The organism is Faecalicoccus sp. (assembly GCF_036552745.1).
Classification (GTDB): domain Bacteria; phylum Bacillota_I; class Bacilli_A; order Erysipelotrichales; family Erysipelotrichaceae; genus Faecalicoccus.
In genome coordinates this window covers 1-15,006 of sequence record NZ_JAXKBY010000016.1, presented here as the reverse complement: position 1 = coordinate 15,006, position 15,006 = coordinate 1, and the positions used below count along the sequence as shown (strand labels likewise).

The window sequence follows — 15,006 nt, the reverse complement described above, 5'->3', positions numbered from 1 at the left end:
GGTAGGTATCGATCAAAAACAACACGTGGAACTGGCACGAAATCTGGCAGAACGTTTCAACAATCGTTATAGTGATACCTTTGTGATCCCGGAACCATTGATGACAACCGTTGGTCAAAAAATCTATTCACTACAAGATCCAACTAAGAAAATGTCAAAATCGGAAACTAATCCGAAAGGAACAATCGATTTATTGGATGATCCGGCTGCTGCCCGTAAAAAAATCATGTCAGCTGTAACAGACTCCCTGGGCATCATTCAATATGATCCGGAAAACCAGCCAGGTTTGGCCAATCTTTTAACGATTCAATCCGTACTTTCTAAAGAACCGATTGAAAGCATTGTCAATCGCTACCAGGGAAAAGGATATGGCGAACTGAAAAAAGAAATCGGACAGACTGTCTTTGATTTCCTAACCGATCTTCAAACAAAATATAAAGATGTCTTAGATCGAAAAATAGTTGATCAGGTTCTACAAAATGGTGCACAGAAAGCCGGTATCATTGCGAATAAGAAAGTACAAAAAGTCTATCGCAAAGTAGGTTTCACCATTACAAAATAAACAAAAAAGGCGACTCGCTCGCCTTTTTATAATACGTAGAAAAATAAAATAACCAAGATACCTAAGACGATTCGATACCATCCGAAAGCTGTAAAGTCATGCTTGCGTACATAACTCAATAAGGCTCGAATCGCAAATAAAGAAACCACGAAGCTGATAAAGGTTCCAAATAAAAGTACGATCAACTGTCCAAAGGAGAAGAAACCAGATTCCATAAAATACTTAACCAGTTTCAAACCACTGGCGCCCAACATGATCGGTACTGCCACAAAGAATGAAAACTCACTGGCAATCGTTCTTGTACAACCGCTGTAAAGACCTCCTAAGATTGTTGACCCGGATCGTGAAGTTCCCGGAATCAATGCCAAACATTGAAAACAACCAATCTTTAAACTGGTCTTATAATCCAATTCATCGAGTGTATGAATGGTTGGTGTCTTTGGATGTTTTTCCACAACTATAAAGATGATACCGTAGGCAATCAATGTGATCGCAATAATAAAATTCGCACTTAAATAGCCCTCGATGATATCATCCAGCAAAAACCCAAGAATCGCAGCCGGTATAGCACCTACGATTACTTTCTTCCATAACTCAAAAGTCTCTTTTTGTCTGGCACGACTTTTCTTTTTACTCCAGGGATTCAAGCGATGAAAGTAAAGAACAACGACCGCTAAGATGCTTCCAAACTGAATAACTACTTTAAAAACCTCAAAAAAGGCAGCTGGCTCCAACGGTAAGACACTGTCCAATAAGATCAGATGTCCTGTACTGCTGATGGGAAGCCATTCCGTAATTCCCTGTACGATTCCAAAAAGAATGGATTTAAGTATATCCAGAATAAACTGCATAAATTAGTTCTCCTTCTCTTTCAGTTGTTCTACCAGCTCTTTAAAGATTTCTCCACGAACCTCAAAATTCTTAAACTGGTCAAAGCTGGAACAAGCCGGTGACAGTAAGATCACATCACCTTTACTTGCCATGTCATATGCTTTATGAAGTGCTTCTTCCATCGTTTCACAAGAAGTCTGATGCGTAAAGATTTCTTTGAAATGATCTTTGGTTTGGCCAAAAGAGAAACAATGTTTGATTTTTTGATCATACTGTTTTAGATCCTCAAAGGAAATATGTTTATCCTTACCACCACATAATAAGATCACATTTTGATCAAAGGCACTTAAAGCCGCGCAGACCGCATGAGTATTTGTTGCCTTGCTGTCATTATAAATGCGAACACCTTTGATCGTATCTACATACTCGATACGATGTTCCACACCTTTAAACGAAGAAATGACTTTTTGAATAGACTCTACAGAAACGCCCATACGATATGCCATACAGGCTGCCATCATCGCATTCCCACAGTTAAAGCCGCCTACGATCTTTAGATCGTCCAATTTAAAAAGGATCGTATCATTCAAATAAGCGTATTTTTCATCTCTATGCAACGCTACATCTTGTCGAGTTAAAGAAAAATCGATGACTTCACATGGAATATTTTTGGCATACTTGCGAATTTCTTCATCATCTACATTACGGATAAACCATGCATCGGGCTTACAGTTTTCATAAATCTTCATTTTAGATTGATAATAATCTTCCAAAGAATCCATATAATCCAAATGATCCGGTGCCAGATTGGTCACAACACAAACGCTGGGCGCAAAGCTTTCAATTCCTAAAAGTTGAAAGTTACTCAATTCCAGGGCTACGGCATAATCCTTTTGATTATATTCCAAAGCTAATTCACTTAAAGGGATTCCTATATTCCCGGCTACAAGGGCATTTTTTTCTGTTTTCAACATCTCATACAACAAAGTTGTGACAGTGGTCTTGCCATCGGTACCGGTCACAGCCGCATAAGAGAAGTTTTTGGCATAACGATACGCAATTTCTATTTCTGTATAGATAGGAACTTGTTTTTTGACAAAATAATGTACAAATGCAGCGCGATAAGGAATACCCGGATTTTTTACCACAAAGGCATAAGGAATTTCTTTTAATTCATCCGGATGCCCCTGATCAAACACATGTACACCTAGAGCCTGCATCTGTTCTTTTTGCGCAATTTCCTTCTGATCGGTCAAATAAACCTCATAACCCATCTTACATAAAAGACGAGTTACCGCAATGCCGCTTCGGGCAGCTCCTATCACCAAGACTTTTTCCATATTATCGCACTCCTATCAAAAGCCCAAGAATCGCAAATAGTACACCAACTATCCAAAAACGATGAACGATCTGTGTTTCCTTCCAACCACTCTTTTCAAAATGATGATGAAGCGGCGCCATTTTAAAGACACGCTTTCCGGTCGCTTTAAAGGATGTCACCTGGATCACGACGCTTAAAACTTCGATCACAAACACAAAACCGATCAAGATCAATAAGATTTCCTGTTTTAAAACCATGGCAACTGCAGCCAGTAAACCACCTAAGGCCAAAGAGCCGGTATCGCCCATAAAAATCTTGGCCGGATGCTTATTAAAATACAAATATCCAAGCAGAGCCCCTTCAACCAAAATCAGTAAATAAACCAGATTCAGGGCATTTGATAAGTACGCAAAAACGATAAACGGAATCAAAGCGATGATCATCTGTCCGGCGCACAATCCATCTAAACCATCGGTTAAATTTACCGCGTTGGTTTCAGCTGTAAACATAAAGAAAATCAAGAAGAAGTATAAGAAACCGATATCAAAAGAAATATCTACGATCGGAATCCACAAAGTTGTCGGATTATGCGAAGAATACATAATATAGAACGCCACTGCCAAAATACTCTGCAGTAAAAACTTCACAGCCGGTTTTAATCCGGCATTGTCTTTTTTGGCAACAATGATGTAGTCATCAATAAAGCCGATCAAGCCATACCCGACAAAGGCCAACAGTACGATCCACAGCTTCATATCGATCTTATAAGGTGTGATAAAAGAAGATAAAACAAATAATACAACCGGTACTAAGATAAAGGCAATCCCACCCATTGTAGGTGTACCATTTTTTGCTTTATGGCTGGCCAAGCCCTCTTCTCTTTCGGTTTGTCCAAATTTGATCTTATGCAAATATCTGATAAAAGATGGCATAAGAAGAAACATACAAACTAAACTGGCAATAAAGCCTATAGGCATATATACTAAGTCCATGCTGATCTCTCCATTCCGTTCTCCATTATAGCATGTGCTCAATCACAAAAACAATGAAATTTCCTCTTGAAAAGATAAGCTACAAATGATATCATAAATAAGCAATTTCGCAAGCAGAAAGGAAAAAGGAGGACAGCGACATGTCAAAAGTATGTGCAGTATCTGGTAGAGGTCCTTTAACTGGAAATAAGCGTTCTCACTCTATGCGTGCTACTCGTCGTAAATGGAATGTCAATCTGCAGAAAGTTAGATTGGTAGTGGACGGGAAACCTCAGACAGTTCGTGTGAGTGCGCGTGCCTTAAGAACATTAAAGAAACAAGGCGCTATCTAATAGCGAAGGGACAAATAAAGTACCACAAAAAAGACTTCATTCGAAGTCTTTTTTTGTATGTAATGTATATAAAGTTCTGGTAATGATGGGACTGTTCTTTTTCAAATATTCATTCTGCAGCCACTCCAGATAGGTACCCGGAGATATGATACCTCGAATACTTAAAATATCCGCACCCAGACAACCTAAGATACGATCGGTAAATAAAGCACAGTTATCCCCTAAAGCCCAATAGGTTTTAAATTTTCCCTGTTTAAACTTATAAAGCTTGGCACCGGTTTTATAATGCAGACGGGAAGGATAATCTTCTTTATACGTATCAAAACGATTATAGCCATCTTCTCTTTCTATCTTAGAATACCAGCGATAACTGTTATTCTCAAATTCCTGAACCTGCGCTTCCAATACCTCTCTTTGTTCTTCATTTAAGGCAATACCATATTCAAAGATCGTATTTTGCTCAGCTTCCATCGCATTGGGAATATAATACTCTACCGGCACCTTAAAGAATACACCATCGCCTAGAGTCTGATTTAAGCGAAAAGAATCGCTGTCATAATTTCCATAGCTGTAGGCAATTCCTTTATACGCAAAACAAATATGGCCGACCTTTTGAAAGCCTACCGGTCCCACATGAACAAAAACGCTCAGATCATGCTTCGCATTTCGCTCCTTCTGTTCCAGTTCAAAAGGCTCTTCCGCTTCCAGATAATGGTTGATTGCTGTTAAAGCCCAATCTGGAAAGAAGGCGCACAAGAAAGCCGGAAAGGTAATTCGTACTTTTCGTTTCCACTCATACTTGGTCAAAGGATTCACACAGGCAAAACCATCATTGACATAACGAGCACCTAAGATCATTAAATAAAAACCAAAAGCACGAATCAGGATCTTTAGATCTTTATCAACACGAATAAGATAAATCCCTAAAATCCAATAGAAAAGGCTGAACAAGAAAAGAAAAAACTTCCCTTTACTGTTATTCAGTGCATTGATCACCATCTGTATAAATAAAGCCGCTCCGTTTAAAAGACAATAAACTCCAAAAAAAATTTGTAGTATATGTAACGGAATGCTTTGATGATTGGATAAAATCACAAATATCACAAAAGAAAAAAGAGAAGAAACAACATCAAGAATGTTTCTTCGTTTAAAAAAGCGTACGATCATCCATAATGAACTGATTCCCAAAACAACCAATAATAAGTTGACCAGGATCAAATAGACTCCATCCGGTGCCAGAAGCATCACAAAGCCGAAAATGACCGCTAAAGAACCTAATAGAATATTGCTTAGAATCTCCTGCATAATAACTATCCTTTTCTATTTAGCGTACATTGGATTCAATACAAAGTACCTTCCCTTTATCCAGGGCGATGATACCTTGTTCTTTTACAATCGAATTGGAAACGGTAATGATATCGTCCGGCTTCAGATCATATTGATGAAGAGGATATAAAAATCCCTCCAGCGATACGATCGAGTCTTCGATCGCAAAAAAGGAAATATGCTTGTAAGAACTGCGAATCGTATGTATGCCCTTCAAAAGACAATACATCTTTTGGTCAGGCTCCCATAAGATCAGATCCGCATAGCGATACATCAACAGGCGAATATTGGCAATCGTATGATCGATGCGCCCATGAAGGCTTCCTGTCAAAATAAGAGGTGAATACCCTTTTTTATGACAAAGGCGCAAAGCTAATTCACTGTCAGTTTCATCTTTTTGAACCGGATGAATCGTAAGCGAAGCCCTTTGTTTCAACACCTCCAACATGTCTTTGTCCATGGAATCAAAATCACCGACACCAAAGGCTAATGGAAGTCCCTGATTTAAAATTCGCAGGCAACCGGCATCCACACCGATATAATCGGCATCTTTTATATTTGGAATTTCCTTTGTCAAGGGTGTTACCAGCACCGCAGGTTTCACTTTAAAAGCTCCTCGATATTCGCACAGATATCGCCTTTAAACACAAAGCTTCCGGCCACTAAAGTATCACAACCGGCATCAATTGCATTTTGGAAGGTATTTAAATTGATACCCCCATCGATTTCAATGCGATAAGATAATTGTTTTTCCTCTCGCTTCTGTTTTAACCAGGTTACCTTGCTTAATGTACTTTCCATAAAAGACTGGCCGCCAAAACCAGGCTCTACGCTCATGATCAATACGATATCGACCTGATTTAAAAGGGCTTCAAAAGGCTCGATCTTAGTATTAGGTTTGACAACGATTCCGGTCAAAACACCCATTTCGTGATTTTTCTTTAATAAAGCGGAAATGCGATCGATATCATTATCTAAAGCTTCTGTATGAAAAGTTACACAGCCGGCACCGGCTTCAATAAATACAGGAGCATACTTTTCGGGATCTGTCACCATCAAATGTACATCTAAAAGCTGCTTTGCGCTTTTCTTAAAGCCTTTTAGAATATCCGGGCCAAAAGTAATATTGGGTACAAAATGCCCATCCATGACATCAAAATGCAGCCACTTTGCCTTACTTTGATTCAGGATTGCAATTTGTTCTGTCATCTTGGAATAATCCAAAGATAACACAGAAGGTGCTATGATTCTTTCATTCATTTCGTATTGCCCTCCTTTAAGATTTGTACATAATCTTCATATATTGTTGGATTGATTCGTTTTTCCTGCACTGCGTTTTGGATAGCACAATCCGGTTCATGGATGTGTCGGCAGTCATTAAAGCGACATTGATGCAGATACGGTTTAAAATCTTTGATACACGCATCCAGGCAAGAAAGATCCATTCGTGAAAAATCCAGACTGGAAAAGCCGGGTGTATCTGCCACCAGACCCTGTGCAACTTTATGCAGCTCACAAAACCGTGTGGTGTGCTTTCCTCTTCCTAAAGCTTTAGATATTGCCTGCGTCTGTAAAGAAAAGCTTGGCTCCAGTCGGTTTAATAAAGAGCTTTTACCGGCACCGCTTTGCCCGCATAAAACACTGACTTTATCCTTCAATATATTTTTTAATTCTTCATCATCACTGCCCGGATACGTCATCAAAAGAGTATAACCGGCTTTTTGATACCATGAAAACTGTGTTGTATAGATATCCATGTCCTCGATCAAATCTTGCTTGGTGATGATCAAGATTGGTTCCACATGCGCTAAAGAAACCAGAAAAATCAAACGATTTAAAAGATGGACCGAAAAATCCGGATCTTTTAAACTGGTTACGATCAAAGCCTGATCCACATTGGCAATGGCCGGTCGCAATAAGCGATTTTTTCTTGGTTCAATGGAGTGAATGCGGTAACTGCCATCCAAATTTTCCACCTGCACAAAATCACCGACAACCGGTGCTCTATCCAAGCGAAGCTTTCCTCTTGGACTGGCGACAATGATACGATCCGCCATTTGAATCGTATATTGATTTGAAATGATCTTTATAATTCTTCCCTTTTCCATTTACTCTGTGTACAGCGTAATATAGCTGTTTGATCCCTCCTGTGTATAGATACTGCCTACGGCCGGTGAAACATTGACGATCGTAGAACCACTGCCGCTTTGTACGACCGCGATTCCCATCGCATTTAATTCCCGATAAACACTTTGATAGCTTTGTCCGATCCAATCCTGAGAAATCGTGACCTGCGGATAGGCTGCGACAACAAACGTGATCGTCTGTTCTTCATCCGGATCGATACGAGAACCGACAGCCAATCCTTTTTGTTCTAAGATATAACCCGGATTAGTATCTGCCATCGGCTTTTCTTCAACCTCGATCTCAATATTTACACCTTCTTCTTTCAATTGTTCTTCTACATCTGAAATATATTGACCGGTATAATCCGGTACCAGAAATGTCGGACCTTTACAGATGGTCAGCGTAACGGTTTCGTTTTCACTAACGCTTTCTCCGGCTTTGATATCCGATGCGATGACATGTCCTTTTTCTACCGCATCGTTAGCTTCTTCTTCCACTTGTATCTGAGATGAGGCTATACCGGCTTCTTCTAATGCCTGCATGGCATCTTCCTGACTCATATTCACAACATCCGGCATCGTTGCCTGTCCAAAGATGGCGCCAATTGAAATCACACCGGTCGCCTGTAATGTGAAAATACCGACAGTCCCAACAAGCAGTACCAGACAAATGCCAAGAACGATTGGTATCGTCTTGTTTCGCTTCTTTTTTTTAGGCTCCTTCTTGTTTTCATCATATTGAACCTTGACGCGCCCCTTGTCAACTTCCACATGACTGACAGGTCGATCATCGATATCGATACGCTGCATATTGCGATATTCCAGATCTCGGCAATGTTCCAGATCGTACAACATCTCCTGGGCATACTGATAACGCTGTTGCGGATCTTTGGCTGTTGCCTTTAAAACGATATTTTCCACCGACTGAGGAATGCTCGGATTAAAATCACGCACGTAAGGAATCTTGACACGCAAATGCTTAATCGCAATTTCCGTAGGTGTCTGCCCGGTAAAAGGAACGCTTCCTGTCAACAGCTCATAAAATACGATTCCCAGGGAATAAATATCCACCTGATACGATGGCTCTTTTCCCTGTGCAGTTTCCGGGGCCAGATAATGAGCCGATCCCATGACCGCATTATTGAGCGTCAGCTGTACCGAATCACTGGCAACCGCGATTCCAAAGTCTGTGATCTTGACCGTTCCATCGTCTTTGATCAATACATTCTGTGGTTTGATATCCCGATGGATGATGTGATTTTGATGAGCTGCCACAATAGCACTGGTCAACTGCTTCATGATATCGATGGCTTCATTGTAATGAAGGGCGCCACGCTGCTGGATCAGCTGTTTTAGCGTTCGTCCGCGAATATACTCCATGACGATATAATGCAGGCCCTCGAATTCTCCGACATCATAAATATCGACCACATTGGGATGAGAAAGACGGGAGGCTGCGCTGGCTTCTCTTTGAAACCGAACCAAAATCATAGGATCTTCACTCAGCTTGGAGCGTAAAACTTTGATGGCAACGATACGATCTAAGATCTTGTCTTTGGCCCGATACACATCAGCCATTCCACCCTGTCCGATCAATGATAAGATCTGATACCGGTTGGCAATCTGTTGGATCATCGTTTGTGCCATATTAGTTTTCCTCGTTCTCGATCACGATGACCGTACAGTTATCATAACCGCCGGCATCGATTGCCATCGAAATCAATGTATCTACTTTCTTTGGTACGGAAAGCTTTTTATTTTGAATGACTGAAAAGATCTTATCGTGCTCAACATAGCCATGCAGACCATCACTACAGATCAAAAGCGATTTATAGTTGGATTTGATCTTGTTGGTATCGACACGAAACACGTGCCAGACTCCTAATGCGTTTGTCAATGTATTACGCTGGGCATGTGTTTTTGCCTCTTCACTGGTGATCTTTCCTTCTTTCATTAACTGAGCAATCACGCTGTGGTCTTCACTCATCTGAATCAAGCCATCCTCATAATACGCATAGATACGGGAATCCCCGACATTGAAGATATAAGTTTTTCCGTGCGTGATCAACGTACCTACACAAGTTGTCCCCATGCCTCGTTCTTTTTTGTTCGACATGCTTTTTTGATAGATCCGTTCATTGGCAAGATCCAATGTATTCTGGATCCAGGCATTCACATCACTATCCGAGTAAAAAGAATCGACCTTTAAAAACTCCTCCCGGAATGTAGCTACGGCCAAAGCACTTGCTACTTCTCCGGCTGCCGCTCCACCAATTCCGTCACAGACGATGGCCAGCAGATCATCCTTTTGATTTTGTAAAACACAAAAATCATCCTCATTTAATTGTCTGGTACATCCTACATCCGTATTCGCATATACTTTCATTTAGTTTTGACCTCTTTTCAATTCCTTGATACGAAGCTGTCCACAGGCCGCATCAATATCATTGCCATGCTCCTTGCGAATCGTACAGCGTATGCCATCTTTCATCAAGGTATCATAGAATACCATGGCTTCCTGATGGGTAACGCCTTGAAAGCCTTTTTCATCGACCGCATTATATGGAATCAAATTAACATAGGCATTATATCCTCTTAAAAGCTTTGCCAGCTGATGTGCCTGACTTTTGGAATCATTGACCCCTTTTAATAAAATATACTCAAATGTTAAACGACGATTATTTTCCTGACAATAATAATCCAGAGCCTTCATTAGCTCTTCCAGTGGATACGCATGATTGACCGGCATCAACCGATCACGCAACGCATTGTTTGGTGCATGAAGACTGATGGCCAAATTGTATTGCGTATGCTCATTGGCAAAATCATAGATTCTGGGAACTATACCACAGGTAGAAATGGTAATGTGACGTGATCCGATACCTAAGCCACGATCGTGATTGACCGTAGAAAGAAAATTCATAACATTTTCATAGTTATCAAAGGGCTCTCCGGTTCCCATGACAACGATATGGCTTAAACGATCCTGCGTCTGATCTAATTCTTTTTGCACATAAAGAAACTGCGCCACCATTTCTCCGCTTGTCAGATTGCGTTTCTTTTTGGTTAAACCACTGGCACAAAAGGCACATCCCATATTGCACCCTACCTGCGTGGTTACACAGATACTTTTTCCATAGTCAAAAAGCATCATGACACTTTCCACCAGCGCCCCATCTTCCAGGGCAAAAAGAAACTTTGTCGTACCATCATGAGAAACTTGTTTACGCACCAGATGCAACGGGCTCACGATAAAATCTCGTTTCAAGATTTCTCTGGTTTCTTTACTGAGATTACTCATTTCATCAATGCTGTCAACACGGTTTCGATACAGCCACTGAAAGATCTGATGGCCTCGAAATCCTTTCCATCCATAGCTTTTCGCCAATTCTTGTATTTGTTCATAATTAAAGTCATAAAGGCTTTGCATAATCCACCTCAATTCATCTAAAAATTATAACAGAGAATCTTATCGTTTCTCAAGCTTTGCCATATAGAATCCATCTTGTCCACGGCTTGGAAAAATCGTCTTTTCTTCCAACAAAACAAAGTCCGCATGTCGCTTTAAAAAAGACTGAACCTGCTTCTCGTTTTCTTTTTTATTGATCGTACATGTCGAATAGACCAAAATGCCGTTTTCTTTGACATGATGGCTCCCACTTTCCAATATCTCCTGCTGTAAAGGAATCAAAGCATCCATGTCTTCTGACTTCATCCGCAGGCGAATGTCCGGTTTTCGTGCCAATATGCCATAACCGCTGCACGGAACATCACATAAGACACGATCAAAAAGACCTAGATCCTCTAAATCACGCGCATCCTTACAGATTGCCTTTACGCGATGCAGATGCAATCGCTTAGCATCGTTTTCAATCAATTTTACACGATGTGCATGCAGATCCACCGTTATAATGTGTCCTGTATCTTTCATCCGTTCTGCCATAGCCATGGTTTTTGTGCCCGGTGCCGCACATGTATCTAAGACATCCATATTCGGTTTGGCATCAACAAAACAGGCAATTTCATAGCTTCCGATATCTTGTATGCTCATCTTTCCCTGTTGATAATAAGGATGGGCAGCGACATCGTTTCCATGATAGATGTACAAGTCATTATGTACCGCTGTAAACTCCGACTTTTCAAAATCTTCAATCGTACTGTATAACGCATTTCTTCGCACATAGATTGGCAAGGTCTGATTTGTCCACAATAGCATTTCCCTTGTCTGTTTGATTCCATACTGCGCCTTCCACATATAGACAAGCCAGTCTGGTACAGAGTGCAGGATCGAAAGTGCTTCTTCCTTTTCCGGCAAGACAATATCCTTTTGTTTCACACGATGTAAAAAAGCATTGACCAGGCCGCTAAACGATGGATTTTTGATTTTTGTCAGCTCAACAGCTTCATTGACAACCGCATATGCCGGAACTTTATCCAGAAAAAAGAGCTGATACACACTCATTAACAAAAGAATACGAACACGATTGGGAAGCTTCTTTTTAACATATTGATTCACACAATAATTTAAATACCCATAATTTTGTAAAGTTCCATAAAAAATATGCGTTGCCAAAGCTCGATCCTTTGGTGCACATTCCTGTAAATGATGTTTTAAATACAAATTCGAATACTGCCCCTGACAGATGACCTCCATCAAGGCATCTAAAACCCATGATCGCATATTACTCCTCCAAACCAAATGGATACATGTTGATATCCTGCTTGACCGTTGTTTTTAAGCGCATATGATGATGCACCAGCTGCCATACGCGTTGTGTCAAAAGGGCTTTATCCTTAGCTTTGATCACTATACGAACTCTGGCCTTTTGTTGGCGCATTGATATGGAAATAGGCCCTAATACTTTTAAATCACTTAAATAAGCTTTGGCATCCTGTGCCACCTGCATGGCCTTTTCCTCTTTTTTATCCTGATAGATCACCGTACAAAGATAAACATACGGTGGATACATTCCTAAATGACGATACTTCATCTCTTTGGAAAAGAAAGAAAAATAATCATGTTGGATCACACTTTGCATCACATAATGATCCGGTTCAAATGTCTGAATATAAACATTACCTTCAATTTCACCTCTTCCACAGCGGCCACTGGCTTGTTCCAGCATGGAATAGGCTGTCTCGGCACTTTGATAATCAATACGCGCCAGACTGGCATCTGCCTGTAAGATACCAACTACACTGACTCTTTTATAATCCAGACCTTTGGCAACCATCTGTGTTCCCACAAGAATATCACCTTTTTCTTCAAATTCCTTCAACAATTTGGCATGTGCGTTTTTTTTACGCGTACTATCCGCATCCATGCGCACGATATACGCATTTGGAAACATCAGCTGTAAGTTTTCTTCCAGCTTTTCTGTACCCATGCCTAGTCGATAAAACGAATGTGAGTGACATTTTGGACAAGTATGATCAAAGTGAAAGACTCTGCCACAACAATGACACATCAAAAGATCTTCTTTTTTATGATACGTTAAGGCTATGCCACAATCCGGGCAAGTAAAAGTTTCTTCGCATTGACTACATTTTACAATCGGAAGATATCCTCTTCGATTCAACAACAAAATCACCTGTTGATGATCAGACAAAGCCTGTTTGATGGCTGCGATCAAAGAAGCCGATAATCCATTTTCCACAGTTTGCGTTTTCATATCCACCAAATGAATCTTTGGCATCTGTAAAGAGATTCGTTTGGTCAAAGAAACAAGCTGATATACCCCTTTATAAGCGCGAGCATACGAATCCAGACTCGGTGTAGCACTGGAGAGTACCACCTTACAATGATGAAATTTAGCACGCTCCATCACGACATCCCTTGTATGATATCGTGGCATAGAATCCTGCTTATACGATGAATCATGTTCTTCATCCATCAAGATCAAGCCCAAATTTGAAAAAGGCATAAAGACACTGCTTCTTGTTCCTACAACGATAGAAACTTTATTTTCTTTAACCAGCTGATACTGCTCATATTTTTCCTGTGCATTTAAGGAGGAATGATAAATGGCAATCTTTGTTTGAAATCGCGCCTTTACTCGTTGAATCATCATCGGTGTTAATCCGATTTCCGGCACAAGGAATAAAACCTGTTTACCTTTTGACAATACTTTTTGTGCTAACTGTAAAAAGACTTCGGTTTTACCGGAGCCGGTTACACCATGCAGTAAATAAACCGAATTCTTTCCTTTTTCAATATTTTCGATCGCTGCTTGTTGCTCCTCTGTGAGCACAAACGAAGAATCCTCGATCTCTTCCATCGGTACAACACTTTCTTTTACACGTTTTTCTAAGGCAAGGACTCCTTTTTCAAATAATGGCCGTGATAAAGAAATCTTTTTTCGTAAAATGCTTGCTTTCATGGGAAGCTGATCTCGAATCAAAAGAAATGCTTCCCTTTGTTTTGGAGTCAAAGAAACCGTTTCATCCTTTAATATGGCCCAATCTTCATATATGATCTTATGTTCTGTACTGGAAGGGCGTAAAGCCGGTGGAAGCATCGTCTTTAAAACAGAAATTACGGAACATACATAATTCTGAGAAATCGTATGTGCCAGCTTCATCAATTCATCATTCAATAAAGGTTTGGTATCAATAACTTCCAACACAGTTTTTATATGTTGTACTTTGGGTACGACATCGACACTTTCCACAAAGCCTATTAAATCCTGTGCACCAAAAGGAACACGCACACGACATCCGACTTCTACTTTCTGATCACAGGCATAAGTAAATGTTGTATTCAATGCCAAAGAGTTATGTTCGATATAAACATTAATATAAGACATATACTAATTATAGCACACCTTATCTTACTGACATCTTTACAACTATCAGAATTGCATCTATAGAAACAAAAAAAGCAGCTCAAGCCGCTTTCTATGAAAAATAAAAAAAGCTCTAGACGAGCTTTTCATTCAGATGGTGGGGACGGTGGGACTTGAACCCACACGGGATTTCTCCCAACGGATTTTAAGTCCGTTGCGTCTGCCTATTCCGCCACGACCCCATATTGGAGGTTCCGATCGGATTTGAACCGATGATCACAGAGTTGCAGTCTATTGCCTTACCGCTTGGCTACGGAACCAGCTGCTTAGATATTATATGAAATATCGAACAGAAATGCAAGAACTTTTTATTTTTGTTGTAGGTTTGTATTTTGAAGAATAATTCCTCCACAATATGAGATGATTATTTAATTGTTCATCCTGTTGCCTTCACAGATGGGAAATTACTTTTTTACTTTCACAGTCATACGCTAACGGCAAAGACTAAAGATAAGGATGGTAGCATTCTGTATCCGCTACAACTCATAACAAAAAGATTTATTTTGTCATAGCTTAGTTTGTGTATTTAAGATGTATTATAGTTTGAAAGAGGGAATTATAAACTGCAATACGAAACTCCAATAAAATTTCGCTAAATTCAACTAAAAAGTTGATGATTTAACATGAATAGCGTCAGATTCAGGGATATTCTTTGATATATAAAGGAGATT

General features: G+C 40.1%; 13 protein-coding genes, 2 tRNA genes and 1 pseudogene. 2 read left to right on the top strand and 14 right to left on the bottom strand.

Going from position 1 to position 15,006, the window contains the following annotated elements; genetic code table 11:
* A pseudogene (locus U0M88_RS00760) lies at positions 1-562 on the top strand (tryptophan--tRNA ligase); the annotation flags it as partial.
* 26 nt (positions 563-588) lie between these two features.
* Here U0M88_RS00760 and U0M88_RS00755 read toward each other — a convergent pair.
* Genes U0M88_RS00755 through mraY form a run of 3 tightly spaced genes read right to left on the bottom strand, consistent with a single transcriptional unit; the run spans position 589 to position 3,706 of the window.
* Positions 589-1,413 carry an undecaprenyl-diphosphate phosphatase gene (locus U0M88_RS00755; RefSeq protein WP_117447065.1) on the bottom strand — a complete coding sequence of 275 codons (825 nt, stop codon included), beginning with the start codon at positions 1,411-1,413 and terminating at the stop codon, positions 589-591.
* Between the two features lie 3 nt (positions 1,414-1,416).
* The gene (murD, locus tag U0M88_RS00750; RefSeq protein WP_117447066.1) at positions 1,417-2,733 is read right to left on the bottom strand and encodes a UDP-N-acetylmuramoyl-L-alanine--D-glutamate ligase; all 1,317 of its coding nucleotides are present in this window, start codon (positions 2,731-2,733) and stop codon (positions 1,417-1,419) included.
* Between the two features lies 1 nt (position 2,734).
* Positions 2,735-3,706, bottom strand: a complete 972-nt coding sequence (gene mraY, locus U0M88_RS00745) for a phospho-N-acetylmuramoyl-pentapeptide-transferase (RefSeq protein WP_168964411.1) — start codon at positions 3,704-3,706, stop codon at positions 2,735-2,737.
* 140 nt (positions 3,707-3,846) lie between these two features.
* Here mraY and rpmB point away from each other — a divergent pair, with 140 nt between their 5' ends.
* Entirely contained in the window at positions 3,847-4,038 is a 192-nt protein-coding gene (gene rpmB, locus U0M88_RS00740; protein ID WP_117447068.1) for a 50S ribosomal protein L28, read from the top strand.
* Positions 4,039-4,074: 36 nt separating this feature from the next.
* Here the strand turns inward: rpmB and U0M88_RS00735 are convergent, their stop codons facing one another.
* The 11 genes from U0M88_RS00735 to U0M88_RS00685 form a co-directional block, all read right to left on the bottom strand.
* Entirely contained in the window at positions 4,075-5,343 is a 1,269-nt protein-coding gene (locus U0M88_RS00735; RefSeq protein WP_331868605.1) for a hypothetical protein, read from the bottom strand.
* 19 nt (positions 5,344-5,362) lie between these two features.
* Positions 5,363-5,968, bottom strand: coding sequence for a thiamine diphosphokinase (locus tag U0M88_RS00730; RefSeq protein WP_331868604.1), 606 nt, complete (start codon positions 5,966-5,968; stop codon positions 5,363-5,365).
* A complete protein-coding gene (gene rpe, locus U0M88_RS00725; protein ID WP_331868603.1) occupies positions 5,965-6,624 on the bottom strand; it encodes a ribulose-phosphate 3-epimerase in 660 nt (219 codons plus the stop codon). Before rpe ends, U0M88_RS00730 begins: the two co-directional genes overlap by 4 nt.
* On the bottom strand, positions 6,621-7,472 hold the full coding sequence (gene rsgA, locus U0M88_RS00720) for a ribosome small subunit-dependent GTPase A (protein ID WP_331868602.1): 852 nt from the start codon (positions 7,470-7,472) through the stop codon (positions 6,621-6,623). The genes rpe and rsgA overlap by 4 nt, the downstream gene beginning before the upstream one ends.
* The gene (pknB, locus tag U0M88_RS00715) at positions 7,473-9,137 is read right to left on the bottom strand and encodes a Stk1 family PASTA domain-containing Ser/Thr kinase (protein ID WP_331868601.1); all 1,665 of its coding nucleotides are present in this window, start codon (positions 9,135-9,137) and stop codon (positions 7,473-7,475) included.
* 1 nt (position 9,138) lies between these two features.
* A complete protein-coding gene (locus U0M88_RS00710) occupies positions 9,139-9,876 on the bottom strand; it encodes a Stp1/IreP family PP2C-type Ser/Thr phosphatase (RefSeq protein ID WP_331868600.1) in 738 nt (245 codons plus the stop codon).
* On the bottom strand, positions 9,877-10,920 hold the full coding sequence (gene rlmN, locus U0M88_RS00705; protein ID WP_321035582.1) for a 23S rRNA (adenine(2503)-C(2))-methyltransferase RlmN: 1,044 nt from the start codon (positions 10,918-10,920) through the stop codon (positions 9,877-9,879).
* Positions 10,921-10,959: 39 nt separating this feature from the next.
* A complete protein-coding gene (gene rsmB / locus U0M88_RS00700; RefSeq protein ID WP_331868599.1) occupies positions 10,960-12,171 on the bottom strand; it encodes a 16S rRNA (cytosine(967)-C(5))-methyltransferase RsmB in 1,212 nt (403 codons plus the stop codon).
* A gap of 1 nt (position 12,172) precedes the next feature.
* The gene (gene priA, locus U0M88_RS00695; protein ID WP_331868598.1) at positions 12,173-14,296 is read right to left on the bottom strand and encodes a replication restart helicase PriA; all 2,124 of its coding nucleotides are present in this window, start codon (positions 14,294-14,296) and stop codon (positions 12,173-12,175) included.
* A gap of 134 nt (positions 14,297-14,430) precedes the next feature.
* A tRNA-Leu gene (locus U0M88_RS00690) sits at positions 14,431-14,517 on the bottom strand.
* Positions 14,518-14,521: 4 nt separating this feature from the next.
* Positions 14,522-14,595: transfer RNA gene (locus U0M88_RS00685), tRNA-Cys, on the bottom strand.
* Positions 14,596-15,006 lie beyond the last annotated feature (411 nt).